17 protein-coding genes are annotated in these 19,026 nt (G+C 61.7%); 13 read left to right on the top strand and 4 right to left on the bottom strand.

The window, feature by feature from the left end; all coding sequences use genetic code 11:
* Positions 1 to 49 precede the first annotated feature (49 nt).
* From J5J06_12385 to J5J06_12375, 3 genes are all read left to right on the top strand, one after another.
* Positions 50 to 1,624 (top strand): DUF1566 domain-containing protein, encoded by a 1,575-nt coding sequence (locus tag J5J06_12385; protein ID MCO6437881.1) that lies wholly within the window; start codon positions 50 to 52, stop codon positions 1,622 to 1,624.
* Positions 1,608 to 2,267, top strand: a complete 660-nt coding sequence (locus tag J5J06_12380) for a hypothetical protein (protein ID MCO6437880.1) — start codon at positions 1,608 to 1,610, stop codon at positions 2,265 to 2,267. The genes J5J06_12385 and J5J06_12380 overlap by 17 nt, the downstream gene beginning before the upstream one ends.
* A gap of 93 nt (positions 2,268 to 2,360) precedes the next feature.
* Complete coding sequence (locus J5J06_12375) at positions 2,361 to 3,032, top strand: hypothetical protein (protein ID MCO6437879.1); 672 nt, start codon at positions 2,361 to 2,363, stop codon at positions 3,030 to 3,032.
* Here the strand turns inward: J5J06_12375 and J5J06_12370 are convergent.
* Positions 3,015 to 4,766, bottom strand: coding sequence for a restriction endonuclease (locus tag J5J06_12370; GenBank protein ID MCO6437878.1), 1,752 nt, complete (start codon positions 4,764 to 4,766; stop codon positions 3,015 to 3,017). The two genes, J5J06_12375 and J5J06_12370, sit on opposite strands and share 18 nt — an antisense overlap.
* A gap of 114 nt (positions 4,767 to 4,880) precedes the next feature.
* Complete coding sequence (gene aroF, locus J5J06_12365; protein MCO6437877.1) at positions 4,881 to 5,897, bottom strand: 3-deoxy-7-phosphoheptulonate synthase; 1,017 nt, start codon at positions 5,895 to 5,897, stop codon at positions 4,881 to 4,883.
* A gap of 86 nt (positions 5,898 to 5,983) precedes the next feature.
* Here aroF and aroA point away from each other — a divergent pair, with 86 nt between their 5' ends.
* The 10 genes from aroA to J5J06_12315 all read left to right on the top strand — a co-directional run bounded on the left by aroA (position 5,984) and on the right by J5J06_12315 (position 16,794).
* Positions 5,984 to 7,303 (top strand): 3-phosphoshikimate 1-carboxyvinyltransferase, encoded by a 1,320-nt coding sequence (gene aroA, locus J5J06_12360; protein MCO6437876.1) that lies wholly within the window; start codon positions 5,984 to 5,986, stop codon positions 7,301 to 7,303.
* Positions 7,304 to 7,402: 99 nt separating this feature from the next.
* Positions 7,403 to 8,404: a flagellar motor switch protein FliM gene (gene fliM, locus J5J06_12355; GenBank protein ID MCO6437875.1), complete on the top strand. Its 1,002-nt coding sequence runs from the start codon at positions 7,403 to 7,405 to the stop codon at positions 8,402 to 8,404.
* Positions 8,405 to 8,579: 175 nt separating this feature from the next.
* Entirely contained in the window at positions 8,580 to 9,092 is a 513-nt protein-coding gene (locus J5J06_12350; GenBank protein ID MCO6437874.1) for a nucleotidyl transferase AbiEii/AbiGii toxin family protein, read from the top strand.
* A complete protein-coding gene (locus J5J06_12345) occupies positions 9,089 to 9,289 on the top strand; it encodes a hypothetical protein (GenBank protein ID MCO6437873.1) in 201 nt (66 codons plus the stop codon). Before J5J06_12350 ends, J5J06_12345 begins: the two co-directional genes overlap by 4 nt.
* Positions 9,290 to 9,482: 193 nt before the next feature.
* Entirely contained in the window at positions 9,483 to 13,049 is a 3,567-nt protein-coding gene (gene metH, locus J5J06_12340) for a methionine synthase (GenBank protein MCO6437872.1), read from the top strand.
* 60 nt (positions 13,050 to 13,109) lie between these two features.
* Positions 13,110 to 14,087 (top strand): hypothetical protein, encoded by a 978-nt coding sequence (locus J5J06_12335; protein MCO6437871.1) that lies wholly within the window; start codon positions 13,110 to 13,112, stop codon positions 14,085 to 14,087.
* 248 nt (positions 14,088 to 14,335) lie between these two features.
* Positions 14,336 to 14,827, top strand: a complete 492-nt coding sequence (locus J5J06_12330; protein ID MCO6437870.1) for a hypothetical protein — start codon at positions 14,336 to 14,338, stop codon at positions 14,825 to 14,827.
* 268 nt (positions 14,828 to 15,095) lie between these two features.
* A complete protein-coding gene (locus tag J5J06_12325) occupies positions 15,096 to 15,491 on the top strand; it encodes a cupin domain-containing protein (GenBank protein ID MCO6437869.1) in 396 nt (131 codons plus the stop codon).
* Between the two features lie 42 nt (positions 15,492 to 15,533).
* On the top strand, positions 15,534 to 15,761 hold the full coding sequence (locus J5J06_12320; GenBank protein MCO6437868.1) for a tautomerase family protein: 228 nt from the start codon (positions 15,534 to 15,536) through the stop codon (positions 15,759 to 15,761).
* 16 nt (positions 15,762 to 15,777) lie between these two features.
* A complete protein-coding gene (locus tag J5J06_12315) occupies positions 15,778 to 16,794 on the top strand; it encodes a zinc-dependent alcohol dehydrogenase family protein (GenBank protein MCO6437867.1) in 1,017 nt (338 codons plus the stop codon).
* Positions 16,795 to 17,138: 344 nt separating this feature from the next.
* On the opposite strand, the gene J5J06_12310 is transcribed toward J5J06_12315, so the two are convergent.
* Positions 17,139 to 17,288: a hypothetical protein gene (locus tag J5J06_12310; GenBank protein ID MCO6437866.1), complete on the bottom strand. Its 150-nt coding sequence runs from the start codon at positions 17,286 to 17,288 to the stop codon at positions 17,139 to 17,141.
* Positions 17,289 to 18,256: 968 nt separating this feature from the next.
* Complete coding sequence (locus J5J06_12305) at positions 18,257 to 19,021, bottom strand: TIGR04255 family protein (GenBank protein ID MCO6437865.1); 765 nt, start codon at positions 19,019 to 19,021, stop codon at positions 18,257 to 18,259.
* Between the last annotated feature and the right edge of the window lie 5 nt (positions 19,022 to 19,026).

Genomic DNA, 19,026 nt, shown 5'->3' with positions numbered 1-19,026 from the left:
CACCGCGAGTGACTACGTGATCAACCCCGTGGCCCTGGCTGACGCCGGCATGTATGGATGCGTCGTGACCAACGACTTCGGCTCGGCCACGTCCAACACGGCTACGCTTACCGTCACGCAGTTGCCTTACGACATCTATCCCATCGTCGATACCGGCCAGACCACGTGCTACAACAACACGTCTGTGATCGCCTGCCCCAACCCAGGCGCGGCGTTTCACGGACAAGATGCGCAGTACGCCGGCAACGCCCCGTCATTCACGCTCAGCGGCGACGGCCTGACCGTGCTCGATAACATCACCGGCCTGACCTGGCAGCGCAGCCCGGACACCGACGGCGACAACGACATCGACGCCTCCGACAAGCTCACCTGGACGCAGGCTCAGGCTTATCCCGCCACGCTCAATGCCGTGTCCTTCGGTGGATTCGACGACTGGCGGCTGCCCACGATCAAGGAGCTCTACTCGCTCATCGACTTCCGCGGCGTCGATCCCAGCGGGTGCGACGATTTCGCCACCTGCCCGAACATCGTCCCCTTCATCGACACGAACTACTTCGACTTCGCCTACGGCGACACGGCCGCGGGCGAGCGCATCATCGACTCGCAATATGCCTCCAGCACGCTCTACGTCTCGACGGTCGACGACGAACTCCTCTTCGGCGTGAACTTCGCCGACGGGCGCATCAAGGGCTACGGGCTCGTGATCGCCGGAACCGACAAGACCTTCCTGGTCATGTGCGTGCGCGGACCATCGACCTACGGCACGAACAACTTCGTCGACAACGGCAACGGCACGGTCACCGACCGATCGACCGGCCTGATGTGGACGCAGGGCGACAGCGGCGTGGGATACAACTGGCAGGCCGCGCTGGGCTATGCGGAGAACCTCAATTTCGCCGGCTACACCGACTGGCGCCTGCCCAGCGTGAAGGAGCTACAGGGCATCCTCGACTACACCCGCTCGCCCGACACGACCTCCTCGGCCGCCATCGATCCAATCTTCGACGCCACGCCCATTGTCAACGAGGAAGGCCAGGCCGACTGGCCCTACTACTGGGCCAACACCACGCACGCCAACTGGATGGGCGGCGGTGAGTCGGGCGCCTACGTTGCCTTCGGACGCGGGCTGGGCTATCTCGACGGGCAATGGCAGGACGTGCACGGCGCCGGCTGCCAGCGCAGTGATTTCAAGGACGGCGACCCGGCCGACTATCCCTTCGGCCACGGGCCGCAAGGCGACGCGATCCGCATCTTCAACTATGTCCGCGCCGTGCGCGACACCGTCCTTTCCGAGTGCTTCGGCGACGGCGACTGCGACGACGAGAACGTCTGTACGGATGACACCTGCCTGGACGGCACGTGCCAGCATGCTGACAACACCGGTCCCTGCGACGATGGCCTCTTCTGTACGCTGACCGACGTCTGCCTGAGCGGTTCGTGCACGGGCTCCGGCGATCCCTGCCCCGGCCAGACCTGCGATGAGGATAGCGACACCTGCATCGCCCCGTCCGTGCCGGCGGCGTCCCAGTGCGGCCTGATCTCAATGCTTATGATGGTGCTCCTCGGCGGAACGATGGTCTTCATGCGCTTCGGCCGGGAGGCGTTGGGTGGGGCTGGCGACTGAAGACCTGCCGAATCCGGTCGGTCGTCTACTTCAGATGGGGCTAACCTTGAGAACCCTCGTCAACATCCTCGTGGTCCCTATTTGCGCGGCCGGTCTGGTCCTTTTGGCCATCTGGTATCACACACCTTCACGGTGGATCACAATACCGAATGCTTATGTGCTGAAGGTCAAAGGCTTCGATGGGGGGCATAGGGTCTTGGTTGACGTCCGCGACTGCTGTGACGATAGCAACGGCGTCAGTTGCTCGCTGTTGCTCTCCATCAATGGACTCTCCCTCACAACTCAATTATCGAAGTCATCTGCACTGAGCCTCCAACCGCCCCCCTCACCGCCGGGGCCATCGTCACAACAACCCGAGATTTCCGAGGCCGTTGAGGCCCTGTTCAACAGGAAAGAAATAACTCCGTCCGAAAACTGGACCGAGCAGGCGATCCAGCAACTGGAGCAGTTCATTGCATGCGCGTCGGCCTGTCCGCAATCGCGTGACAACTGCGAAAGGAACTTGAACGTACTCGACGTTCAACCGTGGCAGCTCGCAACCCGTCCTTCACTTGCTGCCCCTGTGCATGTCAACGCCATTTGGATTGGCATCTGCGCCATGACGTGGTTCGTCGTCCGTAGCGCGATCCGGCAGCATCGCTAGTTGTTCGCCGGGCACTACCCGCTCTGCGCTACTTGTGCAGACTCACACTTCCATCGACAATCATCGCTTGATATTTCGGGGTAACTGGCAACCGTGTTCAATGCAGCAACGACACCATTGGCGAAGAAGGGAACACACCGCCGCGTTTGGCTCATCCGAATCGCGCCTGGGCTCGCCCTGGTCGTGCTTCTCCACGCCATCAGTTTCATCCCGACGCCCGCGCTGACGTTCTCACGTTGGTGGAAGCCTCTGGGGCAGTCCGGCGAGTACGCCATTTCCATGTATCGGGGATTGATTTACGTCCAATATCACGCGTACCTCGGTATCGGCAGGGCGCCGACCCGGCTAAGCGACACCCCGTCGTGGCAGACTTGGAAGTGGTACCATCGACTTCCACGAGAGAAAGGTGCGTACTGGAGGCGCTACTTCTACAGGGGTCGCCCGCACGGCGATTTCGGATATTGGTACTTCCACGAAATCAGCCTGCATCGCTTTCCGTTGATTCTCTCACTCCCGCCGCTCGTTGTGCTGTCCTGGTTGACGATGACCGCGGCCGGCTTGTTTAAGCGCTACGCTCGGGCCGTCTGGATGGAAAACGAGATCGAGCAACGCCGCAGCTTGGGGTATTGCCTGAATTGCGGTTACGACCTTCGCGGGAACGTCTCCGGCATTTGTCCGGAGTGCGGAACGCGGGTTCTCAACAGCCCGACACAAGCCGCCGTCTCCAGTGACGAGCCGGACTTGCGATCACCCTGCCATTTGTGATCGCGCCTCCTTAATGTCGATCTTTGCCTTGTATCCGTGCGACTGAAGCAAGTGCAGGAGGTTGCCGCCGTCAAGGAGCGTAATCGGCTTACCCTTCGCGAATCCATACGCATCGGGTCCGTAGTGGGATGTCGTGACAAGAATGCCCTTGTTTGCCCCCTCGTTTATCACCGTGCCATACAAGTCGCGCACTGCATCAACTCCCACTGTAACAGTGTATCGCTTGGCTTGTATGACGATTTTTCCCCCACGGATCGGATCGGGATCAAACACAACCGCATCCACGCCGCCGTCTCTGCTCGCGCGAGTAACTCTGACCTCTCCGCCTCCGGCCGCAAAGTGACTCTCAAATAACTGGCGTATAAGATGCTCGAATTCTTCCCAATCCATAGCCGCGAGATTCGTGCTGTTATCTAGCGCATGGGCCACATCGAACGCTTCCACAAACCTGCGGTCCTCCTTTTCCATCGTGACAAGTGGTGCGACGGCCGTAATACTATGGAGTTTGGAACTGCCCACGCCCTTGAGCCTTCGAAAGCACGCCTTCGGGTCCACTCGGCTCAAGTCCATTTCCATGAATTCACTCTTGTCGGCTTGCACCGAAAGTATACAGTTCGTTGTCTCATGCCCCGTGGCCGAATCGGTCGACTGAACAATCCCGTTGAAAACAATGGACTCGAATGCGTTGACCTGATCCGCCTCAAACAACTCGTGAATCGTCCGGATGGCGACCTGATACAAGACACTATCATAAAGGGCGTTACGTTGTGCCTCGGAAACGTGTTTCTCGGAGTACTCATCACGTGAGCGCACGTAACTTATTTCTTTGAGTGTTGGGATGTCCCGGGGGGCTGGCAACTGGTAGTTTACGACTAGCAATGTGCTCTCTGGGCGATATTCAAGCTCATAGGTTTGAGGAAAATAGTCCGGGTACTCCGATCGAGCTAAGACCAACTCGCAATAGTCGATAATGGCCTCGGGAGCGCCGCTTTCGTACAACGCCTTCTTACTATCGATAGCCGCGTTGGATTTGAGTTGCTCTTGAAGAAAGACCTCTCTCGCGCTTTCCCAAGCACTCGTATCATTCGTGAACTTCTCCTGGAGTCGCAGCAGTGTGGCGTTATAGTCGCGCACTTGGGTATTATAGAGTTCAGTTGCTTCTGCTTTTCTGGCTTTCCACGCCTCGCAATCACTGGCAAACCGCTTCGCTTGAGCATCAATCTTCGTCTTTCGTCTGGATGCAAAAAGTCTGTCCAACAGCCCAAGGGGGGGGATGTAGGCCGGATCGGTGGACCGTGGCTGCGGCGGAAATACTGGTTTGATGGGTATCGGAGGAAGAACGGGCCGTTGCGGCTTGGGGTGAGGATAGTCACCGGCGCTCTTAAGCGAGTTCCAGTCAATGCAGTCGTTCACGCTAAGCGTGTGCAGGAGCAGGGTCTCGAGACGATTGTGTTCTAGCTGAATTTGCTTGGTGTGATCCGTGGCGTAGGCGATCTTCGCCTCAATCTCGGCCGCCTGATTTCGCCTCTCCGTCTCCCGATCTGCCGCCTCCTGCTGACGCTCCCACATTTCATCCCATTGAGCCAACTTGGCGTGAGCCTTCTGTAGCAACACATAGCGGTCATCGCTTTTGATTTCCTGAAACTTATGAAGCCCAGCGTGGGTCACGAGCACCGAATACCTCGCCAGCCCTCTCGCGGTGTGCCAGCAGGTCACGTCGCCTATTTCGCCCATCCCCGATTCCTTTGAGTAGTGCTGGTTACACCCGCCGTGGACTCGACTTTGACCAACTTAACTGGCGCAGCCCGCCGTGACAGAATTGTGCTACATAGCGCCGCCCGATCCGCCCTACGCGCTTATCTTCCCCACCACCTTCGCAACCTCCCGTATCTGGTTCATCAGCTTGACGAAATTCCCCGGCAAGACCGCCTGCGGGCCGTCGCACAGGGCTCGATCCGGGCAACTGTGTACTTCCACAATCGCCCCGGCCGCGCCCGCGGCTATGCCCGCCAGAGCCAAAGCCGGCACAAGGTCGCGCTTGCCCGCGGCGTGGGAGGGATCGACGAAGACGGGAAGGTGGCACCGCTCCTGAATGACGGGCACGGCCGACACGTCCAGCGTGAAACGCGTCTCCTCGGCGAAGGTGCGGATGCCCCGTTCGCAGAGCATCACGCGGTGGTTGCCCTCGCTGAGCACGTACTCGGCCGACATGAGCAGCTCGCCGATGGACGCGGCGAAACCGCGCTTGATGAGCACGGGCTTGTCCGTCCGCCCCACCTCCAGCAGCAGGTTGTAGTTCTGCATGTTGCGAGCGCCGATCTGGAGGATGTCGGCATACTGGCAAACCACGTCCACGTCGCGCGGGTCCATGACCTCGGTGATCGTGGGCATGCCCAGTTCACGACCTGCTTCCTGGAGCAGTTGCAGCCCTTCGCGCCCCAGTCCGCTGAACGAATACGGGGATGATCGTGGCTTAAACGCCCCCCCGCGCAGGATGGTCGCCCCCGCGTCGCGGACCGCCCGCCCGACGGAGAAGAGAACTTCGCGGCTCTCGATGGCACACGGCCCGGCGATAATGTTGACGTACGACCCGCCGATGCGAACCCCGCCCACGTCGAACAGCGTGTCCGCTTCGTGGAACTCGCGCGAGGCCAACTTGTACGGCTGGGTGATGGCCATGACCTCGTCCACGCCGGGGAGCTGCTGGAGCTGGTCCTGCGTCTGCGGCGACTTCGGCCCGATGGCCCCGACGATGGTGCGGTACGACGCCCGCGAGCGGTGGGCCACCATGCCCAGCTCCTCCACCCGGGCGACCACGCGGGAGACTTCCTCCTCGCTGGCCGTGGAACGCATGACGACGATCAGGTCCATGCCGAAATGGTACGGCCGCCGCGGAGGATCGGGAAGCGTCGCGACTTCCTCCCCGCCGCGACCCGCCCTACACTCCGTTCGTGGACGCTTACCGCTGTAAGAACGTGTCCGGCCCGCTCGATGCCGTCGTCCGTGTGCCCGGCTCCAAGAGCCTGACCAACCGCGCCCTCGTCCTTGCCGCCCTGGCCGACGGCGTCAGCGTGCTCGACAACATCCTCCTGGCCGAAGACACGCGGATCATGCTCGACGCGCTCCGCGCCCTGGGAATCGCGGCCACCGTTGACAAGTCGTCCCTCTGCGCCGAGATCACCGGCTGCGGCGGGCAACTCCCCGAGAGCGAAGCCGAACTCTTCTGCGGCAATAGCGGCACAACCATACGCTTCCTCGCCGCACTCTGCGCCGCGGGCTACGGACATTTCACCCTCGACGGCGTGCCACGCATGCGCCAGCGCCCCATCGGCGCGCTGGGTTCCGCGCTGCAAACACTGGGCTGCGGCGTTGAGTATCTTGAGAGCGAGGGCTTCCCGCCCCTTCGCCTGCACGCCCAGGGCCTGCGCGGCGGACACGTCGCCTTCGATGCGCCCGAATCCAGCCAGATGGTCAGCGCAATCCTGATGGCCGCGCCCTACGCCGGACGTGACCTGTTCATCGAAGTGACCAGCGATCTTCCCAGCCGCCCCTTCGTGGACATGACCATACGACTCATGGACCAGTTCGGAGTGGTCGTGCTGGCGGATCGCGCGGATTCGGCACACCGAAGCAGCCGATTCGTTGTCGAGGCGCCGCAGCGTTACCGCGCGACGAACCTTGCCATCGAACCGGACGCGACCAACGCCATGTACTTCCTCGCCGCCGCGGCCGTATGCGGGGGACGGGTCACGGTGGAAGGCCTCGGTGACCACAGCCTCCAGGGCGATGTTCGCTTTGTGGACGTTCTGACAGCCATGGGCTGCGCCGTCGAGCGCGGCGCCAATCGTCTCACCGTCAATGGCCCTTCAGATCAGTCGCCCCTTCGCGGCATCGATGTCGACCTCGGCGGCATGCCCGATACCGCGCAGACGCTGGCGGTCATCGCGCTTTTTGCCGAAGGCCCGACGCGCATCCGCAACATCGCCAACCTTCGCGTCAAGGAAACCGACCGCATCGCGGCCATGACCCGCGAGTTGACCAGGCTCGGCGCCCGGGTCGAGGAAAGCGCCGACGAATTGACCATCCACCCTTCCGAGCAACTTCACCCCGTCGAAATCGATACCTACAACGATCATCGCATGGCCATGAGCTTCGCCCTCGCCGGGCTACGCGTTCCCGGACTCGTCATCCGCGATCCGCAGTGCTGCGAAAAGACATTTCCCGATTTCTTCCTGCGTCTGCAGGTTGCGACCGAAACGGGGCGCCCATAGGTCATCGCGTCACGCGGCCCCGGTTCAAGAAAAAGCTCCCGCTCCACCGATAGTTCCAGCGGAGGCGGTGCGCGCCGCGACAGATAAGGAGCCGTTACCGTGGCTGACGTTCTTGATCAAAGCGAAGTGGATGCCCTGCTGGCTGCCGTCGAAACCGGTAGCGTGGGCACGTCGCGCCGCGAACCCGGACGCGAGAAGCGGGTCAACAAGGAATTGCACCCGTACGACTTCAAGCGTCCCGAGCGCGTCAGCAAGGAGCAGATGCGGGCACTCGAGGGCATTCACGACACCTTCGCCCGTAACTTCGGTGCGTCACTCTCCGGCTTCCTGCGCACCATCGTCGAAGTGCGCGTCGCCACCACCGAGCAGCTCACCTACAGCGAGTTCATCTACTCCCTGCCCAACCCCACGAATTTCAACCTGCTTTCCGTCGAGCCGCTCGAAGGCCAGGTCTGCCTGGAGATCAGTCCCCTGATCATCTACCCCATCCTCGACCGACTCATGGGGGGGACCAACTCCGAACTCTTCATTCCCCAGCGCCCGCTGACCATGATCGAGCAGCGCCTCGTCAACCGCCTCACGACGCGTGCGCTCACCACCCTCAACGAAGCCTGGACCGACCTCGTCGAAGTCGAGTTCAAGGTCGCCGAGTTCGAGAGCAATCCCCACCTCGTGCAGATCGTCGCCCCCAACGAGATCGTCGTGGTCATCGGATTCGAGATCAAAATGGGAGGACGCGCCGGCACCATGAGCCTCTGCATTCCCTTCAACGTCATCGAACCCGTCGTGGACAAGCTCGTGACCCAGGGCTGGCTTGCCTACCAGCGCCGCTCCACCGCCACCGATCGCTCCGAGGAAATCGCCCGCGCACTGGGCGCCACCTACGTCGATGTCGAAGCGTACCTCGCCGAGACCACCATCACCGTGAACGAGCTTCTCAGCCTCGCCCCCGGCGACCTCATCCAGACCGGCAAGCCCCACGAAAGCGAGATCATTCTCCAGGTGGAATCGAGGAACAAGTTCGCCGGCCGGCTCGGGCGGCACAAAGAAAACCTCGCCGTCAAGATCAACCGCCGCGCGGAAGTGGAAGAGCCGCTGTAACGGCTCGTCGAAGCAGGGCCCCGCTCAGCCCGCGGCATGAACGCAAACCGTACGCAGAAATGCAATCGGAAACAGCGAACCCGAATAAGGCGATTTCCCACATTTTGGCGACGGTTCTATAATTCGCTGACACTGGCGATGACCTGCGGTCCTTGCTTCGCGCGGTGACGTTCTCATGCACCGAGATCCTTACACGCTGACGCTTACAGTCCTCCACGATGCCGGGGCGCGGTTCCTGATCGTCGGCGGCGTTGCGGCGATGCTCCACGGGCTGAATCGGCTGACGGCCGACATCGACCTCGTCATCGATCTCGCGGAATCGGAAGCGCGTAAAGTCGTTGAAGCGTTGCTTGCCGCGGGATTCGTTTCTCGACTGCCGGTCGATCCATGCGACTTTGCCATCGCCGGCATTCGCAACCAGTGGGTCAATACCAAGGGACTGCGGGTCTTATCATTCCATCACCCGGACCATCCCGGCTTCGCCGTCGATCTATTCGCCGATCCGCCGATGTCGTTTGATCGGCTGCTTGCCTCTGCCGAGTCTCGCAGCATGGCCGGGCTCGACGTCCTCGTGTGCGGTCTCGACGATTTGATCGCCATGAAGGAGGCGACCGGAAGGCAGCAGGATCAGTCCGACGTGCAGCGCTTACGGGCCATTCGAACGCAGCGATCGAACAGGAATCCATGAACGACCCCGGCGAGACCCTCCGCCTTACCGACGCCGTGGACGGCTACGAAGACGCCGCCTTGGCGAATCTCTTCGCCTTCGCGAATCTTACGCCCGAAGAGCGTTTCAAATGGCTCGTCGAGACCTACTTGTTCTTTCGTGAGTATCTGCCCGAACGCGGCGTCTATGACCCCGACGACTGGTCGAAACGAACGTAGTTCCGCCGATAAATACCGCATCCGCGCGGTCTTGAAGCTTTCAACGTTGCCCGTATTGCCGACTGACCATACCTTCCGGAAGTGCCTCGCCGCGCGGCCCCTTGCGGGCAGCCCCGCGATATGAGATGAAGCCGTAACCCAACGCCCTGCGTGTCGATCCGCAGAATGTCGATACTGCCATTGGATTGAACCCATGACCGATGCCCCGATTATTCGTCTCGCTCAACAGCGCGTCCTCGTCCTCGACGGAGCGATGGGCACCACCGTCCACCGTCACGACCTCAAGCTTGCCGACTACGACGGCCACGAGAACTGCACGGATATCATCACGCTCACCCGTCCCGATGTCCTCCGCGAGATCCACCGCTCGTTCCTCGCCGTCGGATGCGATGCGGTGATGACCAACACCTTCGGCGCGAGCAAGCACGTCTTGGGCGAGTTCGGCATCGCCGACAAGACCTACGAGGTCAACCGCCGCGCCGCCGAGATCGCTCGCGGCGCCTGCGATGAATTCACCCGCCCAAATCGACCTCGCTTCGTCGTCGCGTCCGCCGGACCCGGAACCCGACTGCCCTCGCTGCTGCAGACGACCTGGGACGCGCTCGTCGACAGCTACACCGAGCAGCACCGTGGCCTGCTCGACGGCGGCGCCGACGCCATCCTCATCGAGACCTGCCAGGACATCCTCCAGGCCAAGGCCGCCATCGTCGCCGCCATCGATGCGATGAAGGAAAAAGGCCGGCGCGTCCCCATCTTCTGCACCGTGACCATCGAGACCACCGGAGCCATGCTCGTCGGCACGGAGATCGCCGCGGCGCTCACCGCCATCGACGCCTATCCCGAAGTGACCGCCTTCGGCCTCAACTGCGCCACCGGCCCGCAGGAAATGAGCGAGCACGTCCGCTACCTCAGCTCCGCCAGCGACCGCCTGCTCATCGTTCAGCCCAATGCCGGACTACCCCAGCTCGTGGGCGGCAAACCGCACTACGCCCTCACCCCCGATGAACTCGCCCGCTGGCTCCTCGAATTCGTCGAAGTCGACGGCGTCAACATCGTCGGCGGCTGCTGCGGAACCACGCCGGAGCATCTCGCCGCCGTGGTCGATGCCCTGGAGGGGCGCGTCCCCCGCAAACGCACCCCGCACCTCGAACCCTCCGTCAGCAGCGTCTACCAGGCCGTGACCCTCCGCCAGGAAAACGCCTTCCTCGCCGTCGGCGAGCGGACCAACGCCAACGGCTCCAAAAAGTTCCGCGAGCTGCTCGCCGAGAGCGACGTCGACGGCATGGTGCAGATGGCCCGCGAGCAGGTCCGCCACGGCAGCCACCTGCTCGACGTCTGCGTCGCGTACGTCGGCCGCGATGAAGTCGCCGACGCCTCGTCCGTTCTCAAGCGCTTTGCCACCGACGTCACCGCGCCGCTGGTGATCGACAGCACGGAGGTCAATGTCATCGAGGCGGCACTCAAGCTCTGCGGTGGTAAGTGCGTCATCAACTCCATCAATCTGGAAGACGGCGAGGAAAAAGCCGACGTCATCTGCACGCTCGCCCGCCGGCACGGCGCCGCACTCATCGCCCTGACCATCGACGAGCAGGGCATGGCCAAAACCGCCGACCGCAAGATCGAGGTCGCCAGGCGTATCCACGATATCGTCGTGAACCGCCACGGCATCCGCCCCTCCGATCTCATCTTCGATCCCCTCACCTTCACCGTCTGCACCGGCAATGAGGATGACCGCAAGCTCGCCGTCGAGACCATTGAAGCCCTCCGCCGCATCAAGACGGAACTCCCCGAAGTCCACACCCTGCTGGGCGTCAGCAACGTCAGCTTCGGCATCAAGCCGCCCGCCCGCCGCGTGCTCAACAGCGTTTTCCTGCACCTCTGCCGCGATGCCGGTCTCGACGCCGCCATCGTCCACGTGAACGGCATTCTTCCGCTGTACAAGATCGATGACGCCCACCGCCATATCGCCGAAGATCTCGTCTTCGATCGCCGCCGCGAAGGCTACGATCCGCTCACCGCCCTCCTCCAGGCCTTCGAGAACGTCACCGCGGACGAAGCCAAAGAATCGAAGCAGCCCAAGTCCATCGAAGAGCGCCTCAAGTTCCGCATCATCAACGGCGATCGAACCGACCTCGAAGCCGACCTCGACGAGGCCATGCTCAAGTACCGCCCCCTGGACATTATCAACGACCTGCTCCTCGACGGCATGAAGACCGTCGGCGACCTCTTTGGCGCCGGGCAGATGCAACTTCCCTTCGTGCTCCAGTCGGCCGAGACCATGAAAGCAGCCGTGCGCTTCCTCGAGCCCCACATGGACAAGATCGAAGGCGGCGGCAAGGGCTCGATGGTCCTCGCCACCGTCCGCGGCGATGTCCACGACATCGGCAAGAACCTCGTGGACATCATTCTCACGAACAACGGCTACACCGTGTACAACCTGGGCATCAAGCAGCCCATCAGCGCCATCATCGACGCCTACGAGAAAAACAACGCCGACGCCATCGGCATGTCCGGGCTGCTCGTCAAATCCACCGTGATCATGCGCGAGAATCTTCAGGTCCTGAACGAGCGCGGCATCGACGCCCCCGTCGTCCTCGGCGGCGCGGCACTCACCCGCAAGTACGTCGAAGAGGATCTCCGCCCGGAATACCGAGGGTCGGTCTTCTACGCCAAGGATGCCTTCGCCGGCCTGCGCCTCATGGACGAAATCGTTACCGGCAAGTCCGTTGAACCGCGAGCCTCAGCGCGTGCGGAGGCCAGGACTTCCGAACCGCAGGGCACGGCCTCGGCCGGTGTGCCCCTGCTCTCGGGCAGTGCCTCTTCCGCCTCGCCGACTTCAGCCCGCGCCAACGCTCCGACGGAGCCGCTACCGCCGACTCGTGCCGACGCCCTCCTTCACGAGGAAGCGTCCCAGCGCCACGGCTACATCCCCCCCGTCTCCGACATCTCCCGCGACGAGTCCGTACCGTCCGCCCCCTTCTGGGGCCGGCGCATCATCGAGCGCGTCGAACCTCGCGCCGTCGTCCCCTACCTCAACGAGAACATGCTCTTCCAGGTGCAGTGGGGCTATCGCAAGAACCGCCGCTCACCGGGCGACTGGGACCGTTATCTCCAGAGCGAAGTCCGCCCCAAGCTCCGCGACCTCCTCGACGTCTGCGAGCAGGAGGACATCCTCCACCCCCGCGCCGCGTACGGCTTCTGGCCCGCCCAGTCCGACGGCGATCTCCTCTTCGTCTACGACCCCGGCGACCCGTCGCGCAAACTCGCCACCTTCGACTTCCCGCGCATGGGCAAACCCCCCTACTGGTGCCTGAGCGACTTCTTCAAACCCGTTTCCAGCGACGAAATGGACGTCGCCGCCTTTATGGTCGTCACCGTCGGCCGCAAGGTCAGCGAGGTAGCCCGTCAGTGGTTCGCCGCCGACCGCTACCAGGACTACCTCCACCTCCACGGCCTGGGCGTGGAACTGGCCGAGGCCCTCGCCGAATACATCCACAAGCAGATCCGCATGGAGTGGGGAATCGCCGCCGGCGACGCCCGAGACAAGCAGGAACTCTTCAAACAGCGCTACCAGGGCTCGCGATACAGCTTCGGCTACCCCGCCTGCCCCCGCCTCGAGGACCAGGTCAAGCTCTGGCCGCTCCTCGAGCCCCAGCGCATCGACGTCACCCTCAGCGAGGAGTTCCAGCTCGAACCCGAGCAGACCACCACGGCCCTCATCGTCCACCACCGGCAGGCGAAATACTTCAATGTGCGGTAGAATGCTAGCGGCTTGTTCGTCGACTCTTGAAACCGAAGAATTTATCGAGGATTTGTCTCCATGCCCAAAACCAAACATCTCGCACTCAAGATCGTCGGCGCGGCCGTGCTGGCCTTCATCCTCCTGCTCGTCGGCGTGGTATTCTGGATCGACAGCATCGCCCGCATCGGCGTGGAGAAAGGAGCGACCTACGCCCTCGGCGTCAACACCACGCTCCAGAGCATGAACCTCGGCATCCTCTCCGGCCAGGCCGGGATGTCCGGACTCGACGTCGCCAACCCCGAAGGCTTCGACGCCCCCCACTTCGTCAAGCTCGGCGAAGGCAACGTGGCCGTTTCACTCGGCTCGCTGATGGAAGACACCGTCGTCGTGCCCGAACTCATCCTCTCCGACCTGAGCATGAACCTCGAGCGCAAGGGCGGAAAGTCCAACTACCAGGTGATCCTCGATCATCTCGCCCAGCTCAGCGGCGGCGAGACCAAGCCCAAGCAGCCGGCTGAGACCAAGGAGGGCAAGAAGTTCATCGTCCGCCGCGCGGCCATCAACAACGTGGACGTTCAGGTGGACCTGCTGCCCCTCGGTGGGAGCCTGACGCGCGTCCCCCTCCACATCGATCGGATCGAGCTGACCGACATCGGCTCCGATTCGGCCAATGGCGTGGAGCTCGCCCAGCTTACCGGCATCCTCATGCGCGCCATTCTCACGTCCGTCGTCGACAAAGGCGGAAACCTCCTGCCCGCGGACATCGTCAACGAATTGGGTAAGGGCCTTCAGGGATTGGGCGGCCTGGGCGATGCCACGGTCAAGGTCGTCGGCGACGTGACCACCATGGTCGATGGCACGGTTCGCAACATCACCGAGGTCGGCGCCGGCCTGGTGGAGGAACTCGGCAAGAGCGGCGGGCAACTCGGCGAAGGCTCCAAGCAGATCGGTGACAAGGTCGGCGAAGGGCTGAACGACGCCGGCAAGAAGCTCGAGAAAGGCCTCGGCGGCCTCCTCCCCGGGAAGAAAAAGAAGGAAGACGCGGAAAAACCCTGACTCTCCCATTCGCGCCGGCGCAGCCCAACTTGTCGGCGCAGGCATGAACCGCCATCTCACAATATGTGAAAAGGGCGCTGGAATCTGCATCTCCGGCGGGAATACACTTCTTCATGCGGCCGGCCTCTTTCTGCGTCGCGGCTCCATCCGCGCGATAGGAGTGCTCCCCCATCCCCGCCATTGTCTCCGCGTTAATTACGTCACTCGGATTGCTCGTCGCCCTGCCGGTCCTTTTCTGTGTCACGTTCATGGTCGCCCGGATACTGCACGACGTACAGATCGAATGGGCTATCGTCTTGGGAATTGCCGTCTGTGCACCAGTGATCATTCTCGGCTGGATTCGAATCTGGGCACGGCACATCATCTGGAGCCGTCGGCGTATCTCGCGCACATTGCTGATTCTGTTGTTGTCCATCTTCGCCGGTGCAACACTCGGGACGCTCGTAGCCGTGATCAGCCACCTGCGATGGAGATATGGAGGCATTGACGACGGCGTCGTCATCGGCGGCCTGACCCTGCTCGCCGCCTGGCTTATGGGCACCGGCCTGACCTGGTGTGAAACTCCCGAAGAGCGTCACTCCCGACTGCGATCCGTTACGCTCGGGAAACTCCCCTGTCTCAACTGCGGCTACGATCTCACCGGCCTGCACGAAGCCCGCTGCCCCGAATGCGGCACCCATTACACCCTCAACGAACTCGTCGCCGACGCCCTCGACCGCCGCGCCGACCTGCCGGGATGAATCACCACATCAAGTCGGCGGGTTCGAAGCGGTCACCTGTCAATGTGGTCATCCCTTCACGCCCTTCCCAACAATCGGGCACCGGACACACATCGCCCGGCCAATACTGTCGAGTTCCACACACCTTGCAGGATAGTAAGAATATGGCAGGACACACAGCCGCTTGATGCAACGTGCGCCGACCTTCCGGTGACGTTGACGCACGAACGCCATGTTCTTGAACGATCTGTCCGGACCCGAATACAATCCGGGTTTGAGGAGGTTCGAAATGGAAATCAAGCGTGTGGGCTCGCAGGCATCAGCGAAAGGACCGGAGGACTGGTTCACGGGCACGGTCCGACTCGATCCCCTCTTCGACCGCGCCGAGCCGGCCAGGGTCAGCGGGGCCAGCGTCACTTTCGAACCGGGCGCCCGAACCGCCTGGCACACGCACCCGCTGGGCCAAACCCTGCTCATCACCTCCGGCTTCGGCTGGGTGCAGCGCGACGGCGGTCCCGTCGAGGAAGTCCGGCCCGGCGACATCGTCTGGTTTCCGCCCCGCGAGAAGCACTGGCACGGCGCCACGCCCCAAACCGCGATGACCCACATCGCCATCCAGGAGAAGCTCGACGGCAAGGCCGTGGAATGGATGGAAAAAGTGACGGACGAGCAATACCGCCGGTGACAAGAACCCTTCGAATTCCTTCCACAAGTTCAGGAGCAAAGCGTGCCCCATATCATCGTCAAGCTCTGGCCCGGAAATTCGCCGCAGCAGAAATCGGAACTCGCCCAGCGCATTACCCGCGACGTCATGGACGTTCTGACCTGCGGTGAGAAATCGGTTTCGGTGGCCTTTGAGGAAATCAGCGACGACGACTGGAAGAAAAACGTCTACGAACCGGACATCGTTAATCAGCCCGACAAGCTGTACAAGAAGCCCGGATACACCATGTAAGGAATGGAGACCAACCATGCGAAGCACAGTCCTGTACGGACCTCGCGACGTGCGCTTCGAGGAACGCGAAACGCCGACGATCGAACGGCCGACGGACGCCGTGATTCGAATTGCAGCAACATGCGTCTGCGGATCGGACTTGTGGCCCTATCGCGGCATTAAGCCGGTCAATGAGCCCACACCCATGGGTCATGAGTATTGCGGCGTCGTCGAGGAGGTCGGCCGCGAGGTCAAGTCCGCAAGACCCGGCCAGTTCGTCATTGGGTCGTTCGCAACGTCAGACAATACCTGCCCCAATTGCCAGTATGGCTACCAGTCTTCCTGCATGCATCGCGAGTTTATCTCACGCGCCCAGGCCCCTATCCTCCGCGTCCCCCTGGCGGATGGCACGCTCGTGCCGACGCCAGGTGTTCCGTCCGACGACCTTGTGCCGAGCCTGCTCGCAACCTCGGACGTGCTGGGAACGGGTTGGTTCGCCGCAGACGCCGCAAACGTGAAACCGGGATCGACCGTGGTCGTCGTGGGCGACGGCGCCGTCGGCCTGTGCGGCGTGCTGTCAGCCAGACAAATGGGCGCCGAGCGGATCATCGCCATGAGCGGCCACGAAAACCGTCAGAAGCTCGCTCGCGAGTTCGGCGCCACCGACATCGTGACCGAACGCGGCGACGAGGGCGTGAAACGCATCATGGACATGACCAAGGGCATCGGCGCGGACTCGGTGCTTGAATGCGTCGGCACGCAGCAGTCCATGATGCAGGCGATCAACTCCACGCGCAGGGGCGGCTACACGTCATTCGTCGGCATGCCGCACGGCGTAGAACTCAAAGGCGAGGAATTGTTCTACACGCACGTTCACCTTCACGGCGGCCCGGCCCCTGTACGTCGCTACCTGCCCAAGCTGATCGACCTCGTGCTCAATGGAACGATCAACCCCGGCAAGATCTTCGACCTGACGCTGCCCCTCGAAAAGGTGGCGGAAGGCTACCGCGCCATGGACGAACGCCGCGCCATCAAGACGCTGCTGCGGCCCTGATTACGGCGATTCCGCATTTCATTCGGCGATCAGACAGGTGGAGCAAACTCGAATCCAGAATACCATGCTCCCGGCAACCGTTCGGACACCGACACAACCCCTGGTTGAACGTCCATGAACTGGCCCCTCATCGCCATCCTCTCCGTCCCCGGCCTGGTCATGGGCCTGCTGTCCTCACGCGGACACACCCGCGGCATCGAACCCTTCCTCTGGATCGTTCTCGCCGTCTTCGCCACGCTGGTCATCGCCCGCACGGCCGGCTCGCGCTACTTCCTCCACGGCCTTTGCGTGGGATTGGCCTGGGGAATCCTCAACGGCCTGGTTCAATTCACCCTGTTTTCCAGCTACGCTCGCCACAACCCCGAGGTGTGCGTTCGATCGAACAATCCGGAACCCGGGGCCTGCCCGCGCCCCTCATGTTCCTCCTCTTCGGCCCGGTTGTTGGAATCGGCGTCGGCATCGCCCTCGGCCTCCTTTGCCTTGGCGCGAGGCACGTCATCAAGCCCGCCCCGCCGATCGCCAAGGCTCCGCCCGTCGTTGTATCGGATTTTTGAGTTCCACTGGTTGGCCAGTCATTCTTATGTCCAGTTTCCTCGTGGGCACCACATTGGCAGCGAAGATCGCGTTGGAGCCTCACCAGGCGCGTCTCTATCGAAACGACGGAATACTCGACGGCAGCCCGACGCGCATGAAGAATCTTGCGAAAGATTGCGAGAAGTGTTCGAGGTAGGGAGGCCTTAATCGCCACCTCGGTCCCATGTTCGTTGCGTGGCTTCGGAGATACCCTATTGGTAGGCTATAGATCTCACGAAAGTCAACTACGACACAACGCTGATTATCCGCTGGGTCATCCCAGGAGGCGAGCAGGTGCAGTCCCTCTCGCCGGCCCTTTCGGACTTCTTCCCAAGCGCCCTTTTTCTGGAATGGTGCATTGAATTCTGCGTATTCAATTATCGAGAAAATCGGGCACAGGGCAGCGAGTTCCGCCCTCTCGTTTTCAAGGTCGCAGCTTTGCGTTACGACAATACAGTCGTATTCTCTAACCGGAACGTCGTGCGTTGCGGCGCCGGTCCCAAAATCCGGCGCAAACGATGGAATCAAGCATGACGGAAGGAAGTCGCCTTGAGCGAGCGACTCGCCTACCATCTGTTCCCACCACGGCTCGACCGACTTGCGGATCACGATTCATCCCAATTACGGCTTTGCGGGCGACCGCGGCCTGCGAAGACATATCGCGTCTTGACACTATAATTGCGTACCGGGCGCGGTATCATGGCAGGCGCAGTTTCGGCCTGATCCAGTTCCATGATCGCCTGGGCTCGCTCCATCCAATGAGTGAAAGCCAGTTCGGATGCGCGCCCGAGCTGCTGCCCAGCCTCGCTTTGAGGCCAATACATAGCTGGCGCTAAGAACCACGAGGGTGAAATTGACACGCTCTTCGGACGATCGGCAAGTCCGGGCATTATCGAAACAACTCCCTTGATGAATCCGTGATGCACGCTTCAAAAACCGCGTTCTTTCGGACGCGAAGCACCTCAAAAAAATCCCACATGTCTTCCTCGGTCGAGGGCACTTCGTCCGTTCGGTAAAGATCGTTGTCCAGAATGATGGAGACCGACTCCGGCTTCGCAGAGTCAACAACAGCTTGATTGACCACCAACGTGGAATGAATATCACTGAGCGGGATTCGTAGCTGCATAAAGTATCCAGCCAAATTCTGCGGCAAGTCGGACGATACCTCTGGCGCCGTCCGCAAGTAAGATTTTAGGTCGTCGATTGGTAACGGGATGTCAATCCGATTGACATAGCGGACCGCCAACCTCAAGACACGCCGAACCTTGAGAATCGAACGATACCTATCCCATAACCGACGGGCCTCATTTCGAAATGGCTCCCATCGATCGTACGGGGCCAAACGACTCATTGTGAACCCATCAAGCCGTGCTTGAAATACGCGCTTTTCGTCTGTGCTTGTGTACAAATACCCGATGTGCGCCGAACTCGCGGTTGCAGCGGCCGAAATTCCCCCAATTTGGCCTTGAATTGACGCGATGTGGCGATTCACCTTTGTCGGGTAGGAGGTTTCGAGCCCTTCTTGGACTTGCTCAAGAGCCTTGACGTCGGTCCCGGGGGGCAATTCAACGCGAATGTCGATAATCGCTTCCGTGATCGGGGCGTTTGGATAGCGTCGCCTTGCTTGCACGTTGCTGCCCTTCTTGTTAGGCATCCGCG

It is taken from the genome of Phycisphaerae bacterium, assembly GCA_024102815.1.
Lineage (GTDB): Bacteria > Planctomycetota > Phycisphaerae > UBA1845 > UBA1845 > JAGFJJ01.
This window is presented reverse-complemented; position numbering and strand designations above follow the sequence as displayed.

Coding starts and splice junctions, on each gene's coding strand:
- J5J06_12350 (MCO6437874.1), top strand. CDS start 8,580: ATGCACCGAGATCCTTACACGCTGACGCTTACAGTCCTCCACGATGCC.
- J5J06_12325 (MCO6437869.1), top strand. CDS start 15,096: ATGGAAATCAAGCGTGTGGGCTCGCAGGCATCAGCGAAAGGACCGGAG.
- J5J06_12370 (MCO6437878.1), bottom strand. CDS start 4,766: ATGGGCGAAATAGGCGACGTGACCTGCTGGCACACCGCGAGAGGGCTG.
- J5J06_12385 (MCO6437881.1), top strand. CDS start 50: ATGTATGGATGCGTCGTGACCAACGACTTCGGCTCGGCCACGTCCAAC.
- J5J06_12345 (MCO6437873.1), top strand. CDS start 9,089: ATGAACGACCCCGGCGAGACCCTCCGCCTTACCGACGCCGTGGACGGC.
- J5J06_12335 (MCO6437871.1), top strand. CDS start 13,110: ATGCCCAAAACCAAACATCTCGCACTCAAGATCGTCGGCGCGGCCGTG.
- J5J06_12315 (MCO6437867.1), top strand. CDS start 15,778: ATGCGAAGCACAGTCCTGTACGGACCTCGCGACGTGCGCTTCGAGGAA.
- J5J06_12330 (MCO6437870.1), top strand. CDS start 14,336: ATGGTCGCCCGGATACTGCACGACGTACAGATCGAATGGGCTATCGTC.
- J5J06_12305 (MCO6437865.1), bottom strand. CDS start 19,021: ATGCCTAACAAGAAGGGCAGCAACGTGCAAGCAAGGCGACGCTATCCA.
- metH (MCO6437872.1), top strand. CDS start 9,483: ATGACCGATGCCCCGATTATTCGTCTCGCTCAACAGCGCGTCCTCGTC.